Below are 19,503 nucleotides of genomic sequence, written 5' to 3'. Positions count from 1 at the left end.
TTTAGCCGATGTGGCAGCCGAGCTGGGGCTGCGCACTTACCTCGGCCCTTGCTATATGAGCGGCATGAGTTACTGGCAGGCCGACGGTAAGCTGGCCCACCACTGGGACGAAGCCCGGGGTATGGCGGGACTGGATGCGGCTGAACGGTTTTTCCGCGATTTCGACGGCGCGCACAACGACCTGATTCGCGGCGCGCTGCTGCCCGATCGCATCCAGACCTGCACCCCGGCGCTGCTGCAGCGCACCGCCATGCTGAGCCGGGAACTGAACGCACCGATGCGTTTGCATTGCTGCCAGGGCCTCGGTGAAGTGGCGATGGTCGAGCAACTGCGCGGCGCCTCACCGTTAGGCTGGTTGCAGCAGCTTGGGCTTTTGACCCCACGCAGCCTGCTGCCCCACGGCATCTACACCCAAGGTGACGACGACTTGCAGCGAGTCGTGGACGGCGGCGCGAGCCTGGTGCATTGCCCGGTGGTATTCGCCCGGGATGGCGAGGCGCTGAACTCGTTCGGACGCTATCGGGCCAAGGGCATCAACTTCGCCCTGGGCACCGACACCTGGCCGGCGGACTTGCTGGACAACATGCGTCAGGGCTTGAACATTGCCCGCCTTATGGAGGGCGGTAACGACCTGACCAGCACGCTGGACCTGTACAACGCCGCGACATTCGGCGGCGCCACGGCTTTGGGCCGCGACGATCTCGGACGTCTGGCGCCGGGGTGCAAGGCCGACATCACCGTGTTCAACCTGCGCGCAATGCACCTGGGACCGTTGTTCGATCCGCTGAAAAATCTTCTGCTGGCCGGTCGCGGTGACGACTGCATCGCCAGCTACATCGATGGCCGCTGCGTGATGCAGGACGGCCAGGTCAAGGGTGTCGACTACCCCGCCCTGCAACGCCAGGCCCAACGGCAATTCGAAAAACTGATGCGAAGCCACAGCGACCGGGCCTTTGGCCAACCGGACTGGAAAAGCCTGTTCCAGCCAGCCATCCCGTTCGCCGACGACTACAGCGCACATACGCCACTGAGCGCGATCGATCCCCTTCTTTAGAGAGTTCTGCCCATGCAAAGCTTCGACTTCAGCACATTGAGCCCACGGGAAAAATACAAGATCCTGATCGGCAGCGTCGTGCCACGGCCGATTGCCCTGGTCACCACCGTCGACGGCGAAGGCCGGGTCAACGCAGCACCGTTCAGCTTCTTCAATGCGCTGTCGGCCGACCCGCCCATTCTCGCCCTGGGCGTGGAAAACTACGGTGACCAAAGTCCCAAGGACACCACCCGCAACATTCAACTCAACCAGGAATTCACCGTGAACATCGTCAGCGATGCGCTGGTGGAAGCCATGAACGTCTGCGCCGTGCCCTTCGCCCCCGGCTTCGACGAATTGACCGCGGCCGGCCTCACCGCCATCCCCGGCACCACGGTCAAATGCCCGCGCATCGGCGAAGCCCCGGTGGCGCTGGAGTGCCGGCGGATGATGGCGCTGTCCATCGGCCAATCCCGGGAAATCATTTTCGGTGAAGTGCTGATGGCTCATGTGCGGGACGAACTGATCGATCCGAAAACCCTGTACATCGATCAGTTGGGGCTGGATGCGATCGGACGCATGGGCGGGCATGGCTATGCGCGCACGCGGGATTATTTCGATTTGCCGACACGCTCATTGCAGGCGTGGACCGAAGCGCCGGGCGGTGGGGAGCGGTTTTGGCCGCTGGCTAAATAGAACGAGATTGACCACGATCCGTAGGAGCCGGCTTGCTGGCGAAGCGATGGTGGCCGTGATGATGCCTTCGCTGGCAAGCCAGCTCCTACAGCGGTTGTGGTGGGTCAGTGAAAATCCCGGCTACGTACAGTGATGCCGTCCAGCAACGCGCTCAGATCACTCAAGCGCCCGGCAATCAGGTGTCGCACCTCGCCCTCCTTCTCCCAGCGGCCATCGACCTTGAGCAACTGCGAGCCCACCAGCACCCGGCGCTGTCGCTCGGCCAGGTCACGCCAGACCACCACGTTGACGTTGCCAAACTCGTCCTCAAGGGTGACGAAGGTCACGCCGCTGGCGGTGGCCGGGCGTTGTCGGCCGGTGACCAGCCCGGCGACGCTGACCGGCCGACCGTGCTCGACGTCCAGTAACTCCTGCGAACTGCGGCAGCGCCGCGCCTTCAACTCACTGCGCAACAGGGCCAGCGGATGCGGCCCGAGGGTGGTGCCGACACTGGCGTAATCGGCTTGCAGGTCCTCGCCCACGGAGGGTTTGGGCAACGACACCGCGTCCTCCTCCCGGCTCGGCAGGCCGGCAAACAAACCCAGCTGCTTTTGTACCCCGGCCACTTCCCAGCGTGCCCGATGCCGGTCGCCGGCCAGGCCACGCAGCGCGCCGGCATCGGCCAGTTGCTCCTGGGCGCGAGCATCGAGTCGCGCCCGTTCACCGAGGTCGGCGATGTCGGCAAACGCGCCTTTCGAGCGGGCCGCCTCGATGCGCCGGGCATCCTCCTCGCGAAAGCCCTTGATCATGCGCATGCCCAGGCGAATCGCCGGTTGCGCACCGCTGATCGGTTCCAGGCTGCAATCCCAGTCACTGGCGCGCACGTCCACCGGGCGAACCTGTAAATGATGACGCCGAACGTCCTGCAGAACCTGGTCCGGGCTGTAGAACCCCATCGGCCAACTGTTGATCAGCGCACAGGCGAAGGCTGCCGGCTCGTGGCATTTCAACCAGCAACTGGCGTAGGTCAGCAAGGCAAAACTGGCTGCGTGGGACTCGGGAAAACCGTAGCTGCCAAAACCCTTGATCTGCTCGAAGATCTGCGCGGCGAACTCGGCGGTGTAGCCGTTTTTCTTCATCCCGGCGGCCAACCGTTCCTTGTGCGGTTCGAGCCCGCCGTGGCGCTTCCAGGCGGCCATGGAGCGGCGTAGCTGGTCGGCCTCACCGGGGCTGTAGTCAGCGGCGACGATGGCGATCTGCATCACCTGTTCCTGAAACAGCGGCACACCAAGGGTGCGCTTGAGCACCACTTCCAGTTCCGGCGACGGATACGCCTCCGGTTCTTCCTTATTCCGTCGCCGCAGGTACGGGTGCACCATGCCGCCCTGGATCGGCCCCGGTCGAACGATGGCGACCTCGATCACCAGATCGTAAAACGTCTTCGGCCTGAGCCTTGGCAGCATCGACATCTGCGCCCGGGACTCGATCTGGAACACGCCGATGGTGTCAGCCCGACCGATCATTTCGTAGGTGGTCGCATCTTCGGACGGGATGGTCGCCAGACTCAGGTCCAGGCCCCGGTGCCGGCGCAGCAGATCGAAACATCGGCGAATCGCGCTGAGCATGCCCAGCGCCAGGATATCGACCTTGAGCAGGCCCACTGCGTCGAGGTCATCCTTGTCCCACTGGATGATGGTGCGCTCGGCCATGGCGGCATTTTCCACCGGCACCAGACTGTCCAGCGGCTGCTCGGAAATCACGAAACCGCCGGGGTGCTGGGACAAATGCCGGGGGAAGCCGATCAACTGCCCCGTCAGGCTCAGCACCCGGTGCAGCACCGGGCTCTGCGGGTCAAAACCACCTTCAAGCAGGCGTTCAACGGGGGGCGTTTCATCACTCCAGTGACCGCAACAATCGGCCAGGGCGTTGATCTGGTCCGGCGGCAAGCCCAGTGCCTTGGCCACATCCCGTACCGCACCGGCGGCGTGGTAAGTGCTGACCACTGCCGTCAACGCGGCCCGGGCCCGCCCATAACGCTGGAACACGTACTGCAAGACTTCCTCGCGGCGCTCGTGCTCGAAATCGACGTCGATGTCCGGCGGCTCGTTACGTTCTTTGGACAAAAAGCGCTCGAACAGCAACGTGGTGCGATCCGGATCGATTTCGGTGATCCCCAGGGCAAAGCACACGGCCGAGTTGGCGGCAGAACCACGACCCTGACAAAGAATCTGTTGCTGGCGGGCAAAGCGGACGATGTCGTGGACCGTCAGGAAATAGCTTTCATAGCCCAGTTCCGCGATCAGTTGCAGCTCCTTGTCGATCTGCTCCAGCACTTCGCTTTTCGGCCCTTTTGGCCAACGCCACGCGATGCCTTCTTCGGTCAAATGACGCAGCCACGAGGTGGCCGAGTGCCCTTGCGGCACCAGTTCGCGGGGGTACTGGTAACGCAACTGGCCAAGATCAAAGGTGCAACGCCGGGCGATACTCAGCGTTTCTGCCAGCAATTCTGGCGGATAAAGCGCCTGCAGCACGTCGAAGCTGCGCAGATGGCGTTCGCCGTTGGGATGCAGGCGCAACCCGGCATCGGCCACCGGCAGGTGATGACGGATCGCGGTCATGGTGTCCTGCAAGGCGCGCCGGCCGCGAGCGTGCATGTGCACATCGCCACTGGCCACGGGGGGAATCCGCAGATCCCTGGACAGGGTCAGCAGATTATTCAAACGCTGGGTATCGTCCTGACCGCGATGCAGTTGCACCGCCAGCCACAGGCGTTCGGCGAAAACCTGCTTCAGCCAGCGACCCTGCTCAAAGGCATCGACAGCGTCCGGCACCCACAATGCCAGCAGCCCCGGCAACGGTTCGCTGAAGTCCTCCCGCAGGATTTGATACTGGCCTTTCTGCGTGCGCCGCCGGGCGCGGGTGATCAATCGGCACAGCGCCTGATAGCCCTCCAGGCTCTCCACCAGCAGCACCAGTTTCGGACCGTTCTCGATGCGTATTTCACTGCCGATGATCAGCGGCAACTCCACGGACTTCGCCGCTTGCCAGGCACGAACGATGCCCGCCAGGGTGCATTCGTCGGTGATCGCCAGGGCTTGATAACCCTGTTTTTTCGCGCGCTGGAACAGCTCGAGGGCACTGGACGCCCCGCGCTGGAAACTGAAGTTCGACAGGCAGTGCAATTCGGCATAGTCGATGCTCATGCGAACCAGCCCTGCAGCCACAACGGACCGTCCTCACCGACCGCCCGGTAGGCCCAGCCCTGTTGGCCGGTACGGGTTTCGATCAAGTAGTAGTCGCGACGTACGTCGTCACCGTCCCACCAGCCGGACTCGATACGCTCCGGCCCCATGAGGATGCGCGCCGAGCCCTGATGCACGGCCAAGGGTTCAGTCAGCAGCCAGCCCGGCCGCTTCACGGCGGCCGGCACCGCGCAAGGCTGACTGCCGGCACTGGCCTGCCATGCACACTCGGGGCGGTGATCGGCCTGGAAACCCAAGCCATGCACCGCATCATCCCCCAGCCGTGCACGCAGGCGCTCGCGCAGTTGCTCCCAGGGCAAAGACTGCTGCGGGCGATCGTCGAACAGTTCCCGATGCTGGGGCACGAAGGCCGGCAAATCCTCGGCGCGCAAGCGAAAGCCGCGCACCGGCGCCTCGACCTGGACATGCTCCAGCCGCCCCCGGGCCAGTTCGAAGAGCATCGCCGGATCGCGCTCGGCGCTGAGCAGGCCGACCTTGATGACTGTGTCCGGCAACCCGGCATGCTCCAGATGCAGATCGAAACGCTGTACGCCGCTGTCGCGACCGCAGAGGAACGCCGACAGGTCGCCCGTCAACCGGCGCAACGGAAACAGCAAGGCTTGATGGGACTGCACATCGAAATTGAGCTCGATGCGCACATCGAAACGGTCCGGCGGCAGGTAAAACGCCAGCGCCAGCCGCCGCAAACCGAACAGGGCATCCAGATGCTTGAGCACCTGGGCTTCGAAACGCCGGGCCAGGCTGTGCCGGGGCAACGCCTGCACCTGGCTCAAGGTGCGCAAGCCCATGCGCGACAAGGCCGTGGCGACCGATGCTTCGAGGCCGATCCGGTCGACGGGCATTTGCCCCAGATGATGCTGCAAGGCTTGATCGTCCGGCACCACCAGACCGTCATAGGCGTTGGCCAGTACCCGCGCCGCCACCGGGTTGGGCGCGGCCACGATGCGGTGCCGAAACCCCAGCTCGCCGAGCTCACGGCGCAAAAGCGCTTCCAATTGCGGCCAGGCACCGAACAGGCCGAGGCTGGATTCGATCTCGAACACCACGGCCCGGGGGTAATGCACGCTGACCTGGGAACTGAAGCGATAGGCCCAGGCGGCGAGAAACTGCTGCCAGTGTTCAATGTCAGCGGCGTCGTATTCGGCCGTGGCAAAGCCTTTGCTCAAGGCCTGTGCCGCGCTCATGGACTGGCCGGGACGCAAACCCAGCGCCCGCGCCGCGCCGTTGACCGCCTGCAGCACCCGGCGCTGGGCCGGGCCGGTCAGCAACGCCAGGGGTTCATCGGGATCGGCGCGCTGACGCAGTACCGCATCCAGCGCCAATTGCGGGAAAACAATGCAGACCCAGCGCATGGCAACCTCAATGCCCCACGGCGAAGGCAATCGGCGCCGAACGGGCCAGGCCGCCGCGGCACTTGAGCACACGCAGTTGTGCCGGTCGGGCATCGATGGCGATGCGCAAGGCCGCCGGCGAAGGGTTGATCGCTTCACTGAGGGGACGATAGGCGAAGGCCAGGGTCTGGCCGGTTTCCGCCGCCACCTGCAAGCGGCGCAAGGCGCGGTCATCGGCCTTGTGCGGCCAGCACAGCACCGCACCGCAACTGCCCGAACGCAGGCATTGTTCCGCAGCCCACAGCGCATCGCGCTCGCTGGCCTGGATGATCGACAACTGACGCAGATCGACCCCGGCGCTCTGCCACGCCTGGGGATACGGCACATAAGGCGGCGCCACCAGCACGATGCGCTCGCCCGCCGCCGACAGCCGTGCCAGCGTCGGCCACACCAGTTGCAACTCGCCCACGCCCTGCCCGGCCAAGAGGATTTCCGTCAGCGCCGCCTCCGGCCAGCCTCCGCTGGGCAAGGCGGCGTCCAGCGCGGCATGCCCGGTGGGTTGCGGGCTGGCGGCCGCTGGCGCAGGCCGGCCCTTCCAGACCTGGCCAGCATTGAACAGCGTATCCAGCGCAACGACGGCACCCATCAGCCTTGCCTCACCAGGCCACAGAACACGCCTTCGATGGCCAGGTCCCGGTCGGCTTCGACAATGATCGGCCGGTAGGCCGGGTTGCGTGGCAGCAGGCGAACCACATCGCCGACCCGCTCGAAGCGCTTGATGGTGACTTCGCCGTCGAGTCGCGCCACGACGATCTGGCCATTGAGCGCTTCGGGGTTGCGGTGCACGCCCACCAGGTCGCCGTCGAGAATGCCGTCCTCGATCATCGAGTCACCCCGAACCCGCAGCATGTAATCCGGCACCCGCGAGAAGATCGACGGATCGAGCAGCAAGCGGCTATGGACCTCCGCATCGGCCCCGATCGGCGCACCGGCCGCCACCCGGCCGAGCACCGGGATGTCCAGCAACTCGGGGCGCGGCGGCTGCCCGAGCAGGCGAATGCCTCGGGCCTGGTGCGGGTTGACCTCGATGAAACCGGCTTCGGTCAGCGCCAGCACATGCTTGCGCGCCACGCTGCGGGAGGCAAAACCGAACGCCTCGCTGATTTCAGCGAGGCTCGGAGGCTGACCGTGCTCGGCGATGCGATCGCGGATGAAGGTCAGGATGGCGGTACGGCGGGGAGTCAGAGTCGTCATGGAGTACATTTGTACTCTTTTGGCTTTTGCCTGGCAAGGACCTGTAGGAGCAGCCGGTCGACGCTCGATTGCTCGCGAAAAACGTCCAGGCGCACTGGTTCCTCCAATTGCAACGCTTTATCGTTCACGTCCATCGCGAGCGAGCTCGCTCCTACAGGGGGCCGGTCAGGCTGGAGAGATAGGCCCACGGATAGATCCCGCGCTCATGGCCATCGCTGAACACCAGTTGCAGGCCATACCCCTGCGGATTGAGTTCGATCACCTGCACCCGCGCATCGACCATCGGCGGCATCCCCCGTAACCGAAACGCCCGGCACTGCGAACACGGGCACTGCCGGCGCAGTTCGGCGTGGTCCAGCCACTGTTCGCGGCCATCGGGCCAGTTCAGGCGCAGTTGTTGTCTGCTCAGTGAATTACCCACCGCCAGCGGATTCATTGCAGTTGACTCAAGGCAATGCGCACGGCCTTGCGCACTTCCGGGTCGCCGTCGTCCTGGGCGGCCTGCAATGCCGCAATGGCCCGGGGATCGTTCAGTTCACCCAGGGCCAGGGCGGCTTCCTTGCGCAGGTTGCTGATGCGGTGGCCGAGGGTGTCAATCAGCGCTTCGAGCGCCGGTACAAAACGCAAGCGACCAAGGCTGCGGGTGGCGCGCAGGCGCACTTGCCAGTAATCGTCGCCCAAGGCGTCGATCAGCGCCGGGCCGGCGTCGAGGTGGCCGACCTTGCCCAAGGTGGTGGCGGCTTCTTCGCGCACTTGCCAGGCAGCGTCCCGCAAGGCCTGGCGCAGGGCCGGCAGCACCTGCGCGTCAGACGCCAGGCCCAACGCCCCGGTGGCGGCACGTCGCACGTCGGTGTCCGGGTCATCGCTGGCCAACCGCGCCAATGCCGGCAAGGCTTCGAGTTGCTTGAGCCAGCCGAGCACGCCCACCGCTTCGCGGCGCACACCGGCGCTTTCATCGTCCAATGCCCGTGCAGCCGCCTCGGCGGCATCGGGGCAACGCAACTCGCGCAACGCCCTGAACGCGGCAATGCGTACGCCAATGTCGGCGTGCCCGGTCCACGGCAGAATGACCCGGCCCGCCGCCTCGCTCTTGAGCAGGCTGAGGCTTTGCGCAGCGGCCGCCTGCACCGCCGGGGATGGATCCGTCAGCGCCTGGCACAACGCTGCGACCACGGGCTCGTCCTCCCAGGCTTCCAGCAACCGCGCGGCTTCGGCACGAACGTCGGCAATCGGGTCTTCGGCCAGTCGATCGATCAACCACTGCAGGCCGTCCGGCTCCTCAAGATCGGCCAACTCGATCAGCGCGATCCGGCGTACACCGGGGTCGTCATCGGTCAGGCGCGGTTGCAGGGCAAGAATGTCGTCGTTATCGGTTACATCGAAGAGTGAGGTCATAGGGCAAATCGCGGCAGTTTGTTTTCAGGGGGAAGGCCAAGCGGGTTCAGGCGCGGCAGCTGCCGGCCGTCTTCGTGGCGCAGGAGTTCGAGGCAATGACGCTTCAGGTGCGAGAATTCAGGGCGGGTCACCAGCTCCGTGCTGCGCGGCCTGGGGAAGTCCAGGCGCAGGTCTTCGATGATCCGCCCGGGTCGCGAGCTCATGACCAGCAAGCGGTCGGCGAGGAACAGCGCTTCGTCGATGTCATGGGTGACAAACACCACGGTGGTGCGGATGCGCGTCCAGATGTCCAGCAGCAGTTCCTGCATGTTCAACCGGGTCAGGGCATCGAGGGCACCGAAGGGTTCATCCATCAGCAACAGGCGCGGACGGTTGACCAGCACCCGGGCAATTTCCACCCGTTGCTGCATGCCGCCGGAGAGCTGGTCGGGCCAGCGCCCGGCAAACCCTTCGAGCCCCACCAGGGCGAGGATTTCATCCGCTGCCTTGTGCCGTTCGACCTTGCCGACGCCACGCATTTTCAAGCCGAACGCGACGTTGTCACGCACCGTGCGCCACGGAAACAGCGTGTGCTGCTGGAACACCATGCCGCGTTGTGGCGATGGCCCCGACACTGGTGCACCATCCACGTTCAAGGTGCCGGTGCGCGGTTGCAGGTGCCCCGCCAGCGCGCCAAGCAAAGTCGACTTGCCGCAACCGGACGGCCCGAGAATGCACACGAACTGTCCCGGTTCGATCTGGCAATCGAGACCCTGCACCGCTTCGAAAGCCGCGTCCCCCTCGCCCAGGCTGATCGACAGCCCGCGAATATCGATACGCCCTTCAAGGTGTTGAAAAACGCTCATCAGGCTTTTCCTCGTGGTCGATGCCAAGGCGTGAACAGCCCGCCCAGACGCTTGATCAGCAGGCTGCTGCCCATGCCGAGCACGCCGATCAGCAACATGCCGACGACGATGTCGGCGTAGTTCTGGAGGGTGTAGGACTCCCAGGTGTAATAACCGATGCCGAATTGGCCGGAGATCATTTCTGCCGTGACCAGGCAGAACCAAGAGGTGCCCATGCCGATGGCCAGGCCGGTAATGATGCTGGGGCCGGCCCCCGGAAGAACGACCTCCAGCAGGATTGCCCGGCGCCCTGCCCCGAGGCTTTTCGCCGAGGCGATCAGCCGTGGGTCGACGCCTTCGACGCCATGCACGGTGTTGAGCAGAATCGGGAACAGTGCGCCGGTGAAGGTGATGAACACCATCGACAGTTCCGACGAAGGAAACATCAGGATCGCCAGGGGAATCCACGCCACCGCCGGGATCGGGCGCAGCACTTCCAGGGGCGGCAGCAACAGGTCTTCGGCCCATTTCGAGCGACCGATGGCCAGGCCCAGGGCCACGCCAATGATCAGCGCGGCGAGGTAACCGGCGAATACCCGGCCAAGGCTGCTGCCCAGATGCTGCGCGAGTTTGCCCGAGTCGCCCAGGCCCAGCGCAGCTTCGATCACGGCAAGCGGGGTCGGCACATTGGCGAAGGTCACCAGGCCGAAGTTCCAGTGGTGGCTGGCGGCGAGTTGCCAGAACAGCAGGCAGAGCAGCAATGAAGCGGCTCGGAGGAGCCAGCGGTTAAATGATCCGTACACAATTGTTCCTCTCGACGACTCTCCTGTAGGAGCCGGCTTGCTGGCGATGGAGTGTCAGTCGACATCTCTTTAGCTGACACTCCATCGCCAGCAAGCCGGCTCCTACAGGGGAATGCGGGTTTAGCGGGCGGCCACGGCCTGGGTCGTGGCATCGGTAAAGTCGAACACCTTGCCGCCCTGGGCGGTGGCGAACTGTTGGGCCTGGCCCTTGAGCAGGAACGCGCTGAGGCGACCTTTTGCATCACTGGCAAACCACGCCTGATCCGCCAGCAACTTGATCCCGCTGTCGCTGGCCTGGGCATACACCGCGCGGATGTTTTTGCCTTCCTGCTTCAGGGCGGCCAACGCCGTGAACGCCAGTTCCGCCGACGCGTACTGGCGGACTTTCGGTTCACCACGTACCCAGATTTCGGCCACGTGGCTGAAGTCGGTGATGGCTTTGCCGCTCGACGCATCCACCGCTTTGAGCGGCATCTGCGCGTAGTTGGCCAGCTGCGCGTTGTAGTCCAGGTTCGACGCCTTGAACGCGGCGCGGATGTATTGGTCGTCGATGAAGGTGTTGAGATCGAGACCGCGATCGGCCTTCTTCAACAACTTCAGGGTATCGATGGCGGTGCCTACGGCCTGGCGGTATTCCGGTTTCCAGCTCAGGTCGCGGGTCTGCACTCCGAGGGGGCCATGGAACAGGTAATTGACCTCGGCATCGACCCCGGTGACCTTGGCGATCAGCTCGCTATATTTCTCCGGTTCAGCCGCCAGCAGCTGGTTGGCTTCGATACTTGCCCGCAGGTAAGCGACGACGATTTCCGGGTACTGCCTGGCATAGGCCTGATCGACCAGCGCACCGTGGAAGGTCGGCGCGCTGGCCTGGGAACCGTCATAAATCTTGCGGGCGAAACCACGGCTCGGGAACAGTTCGGCGAAGGGCACGAAGTCAGCGTGAGCATCGATCTTGCCGGCCTGCAACGCGGAGCCGGCGACTTCCGGTGGCTGGGCGATGATGTTCACGTCCTTGAGCGGGTCCCAACCCTGGGCCGCAACGGCGCGCAGCAACATGCCATGGGCGGTGGAGGCGAACGGCACGGAAATGCTCTTGCCCTTGAGTTCGGCCAGCGACTGCACACCAGACGCACTCGGCACCACGATGCCGTTGCCACTGCCCTTGGTGCTGCCCGACAGCACGCTGATAAACAGACTGTGCTTGCCCGCCGTTTCGAACGCCACGCCATTGAACGCACCGGGGAAATCGGCCATGGCGCCGAAGTCGAGTTTGCCGGCCACCATCTCGTTGGTCAGAGGGGCGCCGCTGGTGAAGTTTTTCCACTGCACGTCGTATCGGGCGTCTTTGTAGGCGCCATCGTGGGGCAGGTATTTGTCCAGCAGACCCAACTCACGAATCAACAGACCACCGGCGGCGCAGTTGATGGTGGTGTCCTGGGTGCCGATGGCAATGCGGATGGTTTCGGCTGACGCCGACAGGGTGAATGAAGCCAGTACCAGACCGGCCAAAGCTGCACGCAACATCATGAGTGTTTCCCCTCGAATCATTTATTGGATGTTCGTCTCCGCCACGATCAGCGCGTGGTGGGAAACGAGGGGTGTTTTGAATCAGGCGTCCGGTGGTGGCCGGATGGCTTTTAACGCAATGTTTCACCACGCAATCCGAACCTCAAACACAGAACCTGTAGGAGCCGGCTTGCTGGCGATAGCGGTGTGTCAGTGACAAAGATGTTGAATGTGAAAGCCTCTTCGCTGGCAAGCCAGCTCCTACAAAGGCGATTACCGTAACAGGTACGGGATCTCCACTTTCACCGCCCCGGTCGGGCAGTCCTTTTCGCAGGGCATGCAGTACCAGCATTCGTCGAACGCCATGTAGGCCTTTTGCGTGGCCGGGTTGATCGCCAGCAGGTCCATCGGGCAAACGTCGACGCACACGGTGCAGCCTTTGTGGGCGATGCATTTGTCCTCATCGACCGTGACCGGTGCGTTGGAGCGGAAGAAGATTTCCTGGGGTTGGTAAGCCATGTTCGGTCTCTCCTTGATTGTCGGCATCAAGCCGCATCGGCACCGACCCGCAGCCGGTCGTAGGCCTGCATCTCGTCGGCATCCAGCGGGATGATGTAAGGCTCGACGGCTTTCTTGAAACTGCTCATCAAACCGCTCTGGTCTTTCTTCAGGTGGCAATGGCAGAACCAGTCGCGGTCGTTGCGTTGTGGGTGATCGACGCGATAGTGGTACAGCCCCCAGCGGCTTTCGGCGCGGAACAATGAAGCGCGAGCAGCCATTTCGGCGCAGTCGCGGATCATGCTGACTTCCATGGCACGCATCAGCTCGTGGGCGTTGTGGGCCTTGATCTGGTCGAGGTCGCGTTGGATGTCGTTGAAGCGTTGCAGGCCGATCTGCATCTTCTTCGTCACTTTCGGCGGTTGCAGGTAGTCGTTGACCAAGCGCCGCAGCTTGTATTCCACCTGGGCTGGCGGCAGGCCGTGTTCACGATCCAGCGGCGCGTAGACCCGTTGTTGTTCGGTTTCGATCTGCCGGGCATCCAGCGCTGAAAACTCACGTCCGACGACAAAATCCGCCGCGTTGTGGCCGGCGAACCAGCCGTAGGTGAACGCGCCGAGCATGTAGTTGTGCGGCACCGCGGCCATGTCACCGGCCGAGTACAAGCCCTTGACCGAGGTCTCGGCCCTCTCGTTGACCCAAACCCCCGAGGCCGAATGCCCACTGCAGAAGCCGATTTCCGAGATGTGCATCTCAACCATCTGCGTGCGGTAGTCGGTGCCGCGGTTGGCGTGGAACTGGCCGCGACTCGGACGCTCGTTGCTGTGCAGGATCTCCTCGATGTTCTGGATGGTTTCCTCAGCCAGGTGATCGAGCTTGAGGAACACCGGACCGTTGCCGCTTTCCAGCTCCTGATGGAACTCCCACATCATCTGTCCGCTCCAGTAGTCGCACTCGATGAAGCGCTCGCCCTTGTTGTTGGCGGTGTAGCCGCCCAGGGGACCGGTGACGTAAGCGCAGGCCGGGCCGTTGTAATCCTTGATCAGCGGGTTGATCTGGAAACACTCCAGGTTCGCCAGCTCGGCCCCGGCGTGGTAGGCCATTGAGTAACCGTCGCCGGCATTGGTCGGATTTTCGTAGGTGCCCATCAGGTAGCCCGAGGACGGCAGGCCCAGACGCCCGGCCGCACCGCAGGCGAGGATCACCGCCTTGGCCTTGATCACATGGAAGTCAGCGGTTCGGCAATCGAAGCCCATCACACCGTTGACCGCACCCTCTTGATCCGTCAGCAATCGGGTGCAGACCAGCCGATTGGTAATGGTCACCCGCGCGCGCTTGAGCTGGCGGTACAGGACTTTCTTGATGTCGTGCCCTTCCGGCATCGGCAACACATAAGCGCCCATGTGGTGGACCTTCTTCACCGCGTAATCGCCGGTTTCGTCCTTCTCGAATTTCACGCCCCAGCGGTCCAGTTGTTCGATCGTTTCGAAACTGTGGGTGGCATAGGCGTACACCGCGGCCTGGTTGACGATGCCGTCGTTGGCGATGGTGATTTCCTTGGTGTATTGCTCCGGCGTCGAGTGGCCGGGAATGATCGCGTTGTTCAGGCCGTCCATGCCCATGCTGATCGCGCCGCTGCGCTTGACGTTGGCCTTGTCGATCAACAACACCCGCAGGTCGCGGTTGCGTTCCTTGGCCTTGATCGCCGCCATCGGGCCGGCAGTGCCGCCGCCGATCACGACGATGTCGTATTCCTGTTCGAGGGTGTTGCGTGTCATGTTCAAGCCCCTTTGTGCCGGTCGATCCGCAGGCGGTACTGGAAGGCATCGCCACGGTAGTAAAGGTGTTCGAAGTCCAGCGGGCGACCGTCGCCATCGTGGGTCAGGCGCTCGATGCGCATGATCGGCGAGCCAGGCTCGACGCTCAGCGCCCGAGTCAGGTCGCTGTCGGCCAGTACCGCATCGATGGCCAGGTCGGCGTGCCCCAGGGGCAGGCCGCAGTCGTTTTCCAGGATCTGGAAAATGTCGCGGGTGACCAGATCGGCTTTTTCCAGGCGCTCGCCAACGGCCTTGGGCAGGTAAGTGATTTCCAGGGAGATCGGCTCGCGATTGATCAGGCGCACCCGTTTGATCTGCGCCACGATCTCGCCTTCGGCCACCTGCAAACGCTCGGCGACGAGCTTGTCGGCGGCAATGAACTTGAAGCTGCGCAGGCGGTTGATGACCTCGTAGCCGCGATCGGTCATGGACTCGGCCAGGCCTTGCAGGGTGCTGACGTTCTGGAAGGTTTTGGGCTTGGCGACGAAGGTGCCTTTGCCGTGGATCTTGAAGATCAGCCCTTCCTTTTGCAGGTCACCCAATGCCTGGCGCACGGTGATGCGGCTGACCTTGAACAACGCGCCAAGCTCGCTTTCGGAAGGCATCTGGCTGTCTTGCGGGTATTCGCCGTCGAGGATGCGGGCGCGCAACACATCTCGCAGCTGGGTATGCAACGGGACGCTGCTCAGGGATAGAACGTTATCGGTCATGGCAGATCACTTGTTATAACGAGTTATGACGTGATCTTAGAGAGGTTATGACAAGCTTGAGAAATACCGAATGCGCATAAGGTTAGATGCACAACGCAATCCAAAACTGTAGGAGCGAGCCTGCTCGCGATAAACCCGAGAACGCCGTGGGGTGTCAGGCTTCCAGCGTTATCGTTGACGACCATCGCGAGCAAGCTCGCTCCTACAGGGGGTTATGTGTGATCTGAAGAATCAGTGGCGCTTGAGGATCTGGTCCATCACCCAATCGGTCTTCAGCGCCTGCCCGGCCACGGCCGGATGCTGCGCGTCACCACGAATATGCGCATTCATGCCCAATACGTGGTGCCACTGAATGTGCGCGTGATGCTCGATGTTCAGGCTCAGGTGTTCAGCGGCGTGCAGCTCGACCGGGTGTTCATCGAACACTGAGAAAGTGATCCGGCCGTTACTGCCAATCACTTCGACCCGGTCTTCACGGCGATCGGCGACGAAGTTCCAGCAGCCCATCCCCAATGCCCCGCCGGCAAACCGCCAAGTGGCGCTGACGGCATCTTCGGCCGCGTACAATCCGGCCTGCCGTGCGCTGAACCCGGCGACTTCGACGATATCGCCGAGCAGGTACTGAAACAGGTCCAGGCCATGGCTGGCCAGGTCGGCGAAGTAGCCGCCACCGGCAATCGCCGGGTCAGTGCGCCAGTTATCGGTGCCGTCGCGATCCGCTGCCGACGGGGCTTTGGTGAGCGTCCAGCTCAAGTGCCGGACCTCGCCGATCCGCCCCTCCTCCAGCCATTGCCGCACTTGCCGGAAGCGTGGCAGCGAACGTCGGTAATAGGACACGAACAGGTGCAGCCCCGCATCGGCAAACACCTGTTGCATCTCGCGGCTTTGCCCGGCGTTCAGCGCCATCGGCTTCTCGACGCAGCAATGCTTGCCGGCGGCGGCCACCTGCAAGGCATAAGCGTGATGGCTGTCGGGTGGTGTGGCGATGTACACCGCGTCGACTTCGGGATCGTCGATCAGCGCCTGCGCATCGGTGTAAACCCGGGCGATGCCGTGGCGCGCAGCGTAGTCGGTGACGGCTTCCAGGCGCCGGCCCATCACCGCCACCAACGCCGATCCGGGTGCCTTGTAGAAGGCCGGTGCGCTTTTGCGTTCAGCGACACTGCCGCAACCGATCATGCCCCAGCGCACCAGGTTCATAGGCTCTCCCTGCTTCTCAGTCGATGCGCAATGCACGCAGGTCCAGTCGACCGTCCTTGAGCGGCGGGCACCAGTAGTAGCCACCGGTGATCGGACGGCTGATGCGGTACAAACCGTCGGTGATGCCGTCTTCCAGGCCACTCATGCGGCGCAGTTGGGCTTCGAAGGCATCGAGGGAAAAACCAAAGGCCAGGAACATCAGGCCGGCGCGGTCACCTTCGATCCACGGCATCGAGCGGCGGACCACGAAGGCCTCAGGCGCAAAGCTTTCCTGGGCGGTGCGTTTGACGTGGGCGGAAACCGGCGCGTCGTCGATCTCTTCGTTATCGCTCAAGCGGCGGCCCATGATGTTGTCTTTTTCATCCGCCGACAGCCCATGAAAACCTTTCAAGTCATGCTGCCACTGCTGGATCGCGGCAAAGCTGCCACCCACCGTACCGTCCGCGCCCTCACCGACCACGGCGGCGGTCACGGCGGCTTGGTCGTGCGGGTTCTCGGTACCATCCTCGAAGCCGGTCAGGTCATGGCCGCTCATATGGCGGAAGGTTTCGTTCACCTGCACCAGGCGAAACGCCGGGGCCAATGCTGCAACGAAGGCGTTGCTGCGGTTGAGCAACTCACCACGGTCTGCACCGTGCAGCCAGCACCAGAGCGCGTGTTGGGTCGATGGATTGTCGACGCCGACACCGGTCAGTGCAGGGAAAACGCGCAGGCCATCGATCTGTCTATCCAGCGCCTTGACCAGGGATTCACCGAAGCCAACCACCACCGATTTGCCGTCCACCAGGCCTTGCAGGTTATCGAGCGCGGTCGGTAGAGCAGCGACGGATTCGAGAGCGAAGAACATATGGCGGGCTTGAGGCGGAACGGGGGTGGCGAGAATGCCCGGCTGGTAATGACTCATATGAACTCCTCGAAAAAGAGTTCGGAGTTTAACCGGAGTACGAGGGTTTGTGTGCTGTCAAAGGCCACAGAAACCCCTCTCATCACAAGGAGATCAAACCGAGCTGGGGCATTCGTTGCGCAATGCACTCGGGCTCATGCCGGTCCAGCGCCTGAAAGCCCGGCGAAAGCTGCGCACGCCGCTGTAGCCGACTTCCTCGGTGATGCGTTCGATGGACATGTCCGGATTGGCCAGCAGGCTCATGGTGCGGGCCTGGCGCACTTGTTCCCGCAGTGTCTCGAACGTCAGGGCGTGTTCGGTGAGGCGGCGGCGCAAACGGCCGCCGGTTGGCATGGCAAAGCTTGCAGCTGTTGTCGTAAACCTGCGCCAACTCGGCGTCGGCGGGCCTCGCGGCGCCCGCTTCGCTGCGGCTCGACGGGTTTTTCGGCTCTTCGCCGCACCCCGCAAGCAACGCCGCCAAGACGCACCCCACCAAGGCCAAACAAAGGCTAGGCTTTTCAGTTAACCGGCTTGCCCGCATGGCTGCCCTCTCATCGGGTGCCCGGTCAGCCGGAAAATGAGTCATGACAAGCATTGCTGAGGTCTGCTAAAACGATTCATCAGTGCATCACCCAATCAGAGGGGTAACGACATGACCACAGCCAAGATTCTCGAGAACCTGTTCCCAAGCCCCGCCGACATCCCGGAAAAGTACCGCCTTGACGGCCAGACCGAGCAGCGTGAGTACCTGGTCGATGGCGTGTTGAAAACCTGGAACGGGCCACTGGCCCAGGTCCGCAGCCCGGTGTACCTGACCGGCGCCAATGGCGACCAGCAAGTGATCCTCGGCAGTACGCCATTGCTCGATGCCGAGACCGCATTGACCGCCCTCGACGCTGCCGTGCGCGCCTACGACCGTGGCCAGGGACTGTGGCCGACCATGCGTGTGGCCGAGCGCATCCAGCACGTCGAAACCTTCCTGGGGCGCATGCGCGAGCAGCGCGACGCCGTGGTCAAGTTGCTGATGTGGGAAATCGGCAAGAACCTCAAGGACTCGGAAAAGGAGTTCGACCGCACCTGCGACTACATCGTCGACACCATCAACGCGCTGAAAGAGCTCGACCGCCGCTCCAGCCGTTTCGAACTGGAACAGGACACCCTCGGCCAGATCCGTCGTGTACCGATGGGCGTTGCCCTGTGCATGGGGCCTTACAACTATCCGTTGAACGAAACCTTCACCACGCTGATTCCGGCGCTGATCATGGGCAACACCGTGGTGTTCAAACCGGCCAAACTGGGCGTGCTGCTGATTCGCCCGTTGCTGGAAGCCTTCCGCGACAGCTTCCCGGCCGGGGTGATCAACGTCATCTATGGCAGCGGCCGCGAGACGGTCAGTGCGCTGATGGCCAGCGGCAAGATCGACATCTTTGCCTTCATTGGCACCAACAAGGCCGCCAGCGACCTGAAAAAACTCCATCCGAAACCACACCGCTTGCGTGCAGCGCTGGGCCTGGATGCGAAGAACCCTGGCATCGTCCTGCCGGAAGTGGATCTGGACAATGCAGTCAGTGAAGCGGTCACGGGCTCGCTGTCATTCAATGGCCAGCGCTGCACAGCGCTGAAAATCCTGTTTGTCCACGAAGACGTGGTCGAGTCCTTCATCGACAAATTCAATGCCAGACTTGCCAACCTCAAACCCGGCATGCCCTGGGAAAACGGCGTAGCCCTGACGCCACTGCCGGAATCGGGCAAGGTCGATTATTTGCATGCACTGGTGGCGGATGCCGAAAGCAAAGGCGCCAGGGTGGTCAACCCCAACGGGGGTGAGGCGCGTGCGTCGTTCTTCTACCCGGCGGTGCTATACCCGGTCACGCCGCAGATGCGGGTGTATCAGGAAGAACAGTTCGGCCCGGTCATCCCCATCGTGCCGTACCGTCATCTGGATACCGTGATCGATTACGTGCTGGAGTCGGACTTCGGCCAGCAATTGAGCATCTTCGGCACCAACCCGGTCGCGGTTGGCCGGCTGGTGGACACCTTTGCCAATCAGGTCGGGCGCATCAACCTCAACGCCCAATGCCAGCGCGGCCCGGACACCTACCCCTTCAATGGTCGCAAGAACTCGGCCGAGGGCACCTTGTCGGTCCATGACGCACTGCGGGTGTTTTCGATCCGCACCCTGGTGGCCACCAAGTTCCAGGAAACCAACAAGGACCTGATCAGCGAGATCATCAGCGGCCGCAGCTCGAGCTTCCTGACCACAGACTACATCTTCTGAGGAGAGCCAGCCTGAGTACATCCAGAGCCCAAC

General features: G+C 63.2%; 17 protein-coding genes and 1 pseudogene. 3 read left to right on the top strand and 15 right to left on the bottom strand.

What is annotated here, in order from left to right; translation table 11 throughout:
- Together PMI31_RS03190 and PMI31_RS03185 are read left to right on the top strand one after the other, a co-directional pair.
- A partial coding sequence (locus PMI31_RS03190) for a chlorohydrolase family protein (RefSeq protein WP_008016182.1) occupies positions 1-1,054 on the top strand: 1,054 nt, incomplete at its 5' end.
- 12 nt (positions 1,055-1,066) lie between these two features.
- Positions 1,067-1,729, top strand: coding sequence for a flavin reductase family protein (locus tag PMI31_RS03185; RefSeq protein ID WP_008016181.1), 663 nt, complete (start codon positions 1,067-1,069; stop codon positions 1,727-1,729).
- A 104-nt stretch (positions 1,730-1,833) separates the two neighbouring features.
- Here PMI31_RS03185 and PMI31_RS03180 read toward each other — a convergent pair whose 3' ends face one another.
- The 15 genes and pseudogenes from PMI31_RS03180 to PMI31_RS03110 all read right to left on the bottom strand — a co-directional run.
- Positions 1,834-4,932, bottom strand: coding sequence for an error-prone DNA polymerase (locus PMI31_RS03180; protein ID WP_162130427.1), 3,099 nt, complete (start codon positions 4,930-4,932; stop codon positions 1,834-1,836).
- Positions 4,908-6,323, bottom strand: a complete 1,416-nt coding sequence (locus PMI31_RS03175) for a Y-family DNA polymerase (protein WP_008016178.1) — start codon at positions 6,321-6,323, stop codon at positions 4,908-4,910. Before PMI31_RS03175 ends, PMI31_RS03180 begins: the two co-directional genes overlap by 25 nt.
- A 7-nt stretch (positions 6,324-6,330) precedes the next feature.
- Positions 6,331-6,948: a translesion DNA synthesis-associated protein ImuA gene (gene imuA / locus PMI31_RS03170; RefSeq protein ID WP_008016177.1), complete on the bottom strand. Its 618-nt coding sequence runs from the start codon at positions 6,946-6,948 to the stop codon at positions 6,331-6,333.
- Positions 6,948-7,565 (bottom strand): transcriptional repressor LexA, encoded by a 618-nt coding sequence (gene lexA / locus PMI31_RS03165; RefSeq protein ID WP_008016176.1) that lies wholly within the window; start codon positions 7,563-7,565, stop codon positions 6,948-6,950. Before lexA ends, imuA begins: the two co-directional genes overlap by 1 nt.
- Before the next feature lie 142 nt (positions 7,566-7,707).
- Complete coding sequence (locus tag PMI31_RS03160; RefSeq protein WP_008016174.1) at positions 7,708-7,992, bottom strand: DUF971 domain-containing protein; 285 nt, start codon at positions 7,990-7,992, stop codon at positions 7,708-7,710.
- On the bottom strand, positions 7,989-8,951 hold the full coding sequence (locus tag PMI31_RS03155; RefSeq protein ID WP_008016173.1) for a HEAT repeat domain-containing protein: 963 nt from the start codon (positions 8,949-8,951) through the stop codon (positions 7,989-7,991). The genes PMI31_RS03160 and PMI31_RS03155 overlap by 4 nt, the downstream gene beginning before the upstream one ends.
- On the bottom strand, positions 8,948-9,796 hold the full coding sequence (locus PMI31_RS03150; RefSeq protein WP_008016172.1) for an ABC transporter ATP-binding protein: 849 nt from the start codon (positions 9,794-9,796) through the stop codon (positions 8,948-8,950). The genes PMI31_RS03155 and PMI31_RS03150 overlap by 4 nt, the downstream gene beginning before the upstream one ends.
- Entirely contained in the window at positions 9,796-10,578 is a 783-nt protein-coding gene (locus PMI31_RS03145; RefSeq protein ID WP_008016170.1) for an ABC transporter permease, read from the bottom strand. The genes PMI31_RS03150 and PMI31_RS03145 overlap by 1 nt, the downstream gene beginning before the upstream one ends.
- 120 nt (positions 10,579-10,698) lie before the next feature.
- Complete coding sequence (locus PMI31_RS03140) at positions 10,699-12,105, bottom strand: ABC transporter substrate-binding protein (RefSeq protein ID WP_008016169.1); 1,407 nt, start codon at positions 12,103-12,105, stop codon at positions 10,699-10,701.
- A 252-nt stretch (positions 12,106-12,357) separates the two neighbouring features.
- The gene (locus PMI31_RS03135; protein WP_003180418.1) at positions 12,358-12,603 is read right to left on the bottom strand and encodes a 4Fe-4S dicluster domain-containing protein; all 246 of its coding nucleotides are present in this window, start codon (positions 12,601-12,603) and stop codon (positions 12,358-12,360) included.
- A 26-nt stretch (positions 12,604-12,629) separates the two neighbouring features.
- Positions 12,630-14,360: a fumarate reductase/succinate dehydrogenase flavoprotein subunit gene (locus tag PMI31_RS03130; RefSeq protein ID WP_008016168.1), complete on the bottom strand. Its 1,731-nt coding sequence runs from the start codon at positions 14,358-14,360 to the stop codon at positions 12,630-12,632.
- A gap of 2 nt (positions 14,361-14,362) precedes the next feature.
- A complete protein-coding gene (locus PMI31_RS03125; RefSeq protein WP_008016167.1) occupies positions 14,363-15,109 on the bottom strand; it encodes a GntR family transcriptional regulator in 747 nt (248 codons plus the stop codon).
- 231 nt (positions 15,110-15,340) lie between these two features.
- The gene (locus PMI31_RS03120) at positions 15,341-16,309 is read right to left on the bottom strand and encodes a Gfo/Idh/MocA family protein (RefSeq protein WP_008016166.1); all 969 of its coding nucleotides are present in this window, start codon (positions 16,307-16,309) and stop codon (positions 15,341-15,343) included.
- Between the two features lie 16 nt (positions 16,310-16,325).
- On the bottom strand, positions 16,326-17,213 hold the full coding sequence (locus tag PMI31_RS03115; RefSeq protein ID WP_008016165.1) for a Dyp-type peroxidase: 888 nt from the start codon (positions 17,211-17,213) through the stop codon (positions 16,326-16,328).
- Between the two features lie 93 nt (positions 17,214-17,306).
- Positions 17,307-17,528: pseudogene (locus PMI31_RS03110) on the bottom strand (helix-turn-helix domain-containing protein); the annotation flags it as partial.
- A 316-nt stretch (positions 17,529-17,844) separates the two neighbouring features.
- Here PMI31_RS03110 and PMI31_RS03105 point away from each other — a divergent pair.
- Complete coding sequence (locus PMI31_RS03105; RefSeq protein ID WP_008016163.1) at positions 17,845-19,470, top strand: NADP-dependent glyceraldehyde-3-phosphate dehydrogenase; 1,626 nt, start codon at positions 17,845-17,847, stop codon at positions 19,468-19,470.
- The last annotated feature ends 33 nt before the right edge of the window (positions 19,471-19,503 follow it).

It is taken from the genome of Pseudomonas sp. GM55 (assembly GCF_000282395.1).
In the GTDB taxonomy this organism is placed as follows: Bacteria; Pseudomonadota; Gammaproteobacteria; order Pseudomonadales; family Pseudomonadaceae; genus Aquipseudomonas; species Aquipseudomonas fluorescens_CC.
Note: the sequence above shows the minus strand (reverse complement) of the source record. Positions and strands in the feature narration are given on the sequence as shown.

Bases quoted from the DNA above. Each gene is read 5' to 3' on its own strand.
- PMI31_RS03130 (WP_008016168.1), bottom strand. From the start codon at position 14,360: ATGACACGCAACACCCTCGAACAGGAATACGACATCGTCGTGATCGGC.
- PMI31_RS03135 (WP_003180418.1), bottom strand. From the start codon at position 12,603: ATGGCTTACCAACCCCAGGAAATCTTCTTCCGCTCCAACGCACCGGTC.
- PMI31_RS03155 (WP_008016173.1), bottom strand. From the start codon at position 8,951: ATGACCTCACTCTTCGATGTAACCGATAACGACGACATTCTTGCCCTG.
- PMI31_RS03115 (WP_008016165.1), bottom strand. From the start codon at position 17,213: ATGAGTCATTACCAGCCGGGCATTCTCGCCACCCCCGTTCCGCCTCAA.
- lexA (WP_008016176.1), bottom strand. From the start codon at position 7,565: ATGTACTCCATGACGACTCTGACTCCCCGCCGTACCGCCATCCTGACC.
- PMI31_RS03120 (WP_008016166.1), bottom strand. From the start codon at position 16,309: ATGAACCTGGTGCGCTGGGGCATGATCGGTTGCGGCAGTGTCGCTGAA.
- PMI31_RS03105 (WP_008016163.1), top strand. From the start codon at position 17,845: ATGACCACAGCCAAGATTCTCGAGAACCTGTTCCCAAGCCCCGCCGAC.
- PMI31_RS03150 (WP_008016172.1), bottom strand. From the start codon at position 9,796: ATGAGCGTTTTTCAACACCTTGAAGGGCGTATCGATATTCGCGGGCTG.
- PMI31_RS03185 (WP_008016181.1), top strand. From the start codon at position 1,067: ATGCAAAGCTTCGACTTCAGCACATTGAGCCCACGGGAAAAATACAAG.
- imuA (WP_008016177.1), bottom strand. From the start codon at position 6,948: ATGGGTGCCGTCGTTGCGCTGGATACGCTGTTCAATGCTGGCCAGGTC.
- PMI31_RS03140 (WP_008016169.1), bottom strand. From the start codon at position 12,105: ATGATGTTGCGTGCAGCTTTGGCCGGTCTGGTACTGGCTTCATTCACC.
- PMI31_RS03125 (WP_008016167.1), bottom strand. From the start codon at position 15,109: ATGACCGATAACGTTCTATCCCTGAGCAGCGTCCCGTTGCATACCCAG.
- PMI31_RS03160 (WP_008016174.1), bottom strand. From the start codon at position 7,992: ATGAATCCGCTGGCGGTGGGTAATTCACTGAGCAGACAACAACTGCGC.
- PMI31_RS03175 (WP_008016178.1), bottom strand. From the start codon at position 6,323: ATGCGCTGGGTCTGCATTGTTTTCCCGCAATTGGCGCTGGATGCGGTA.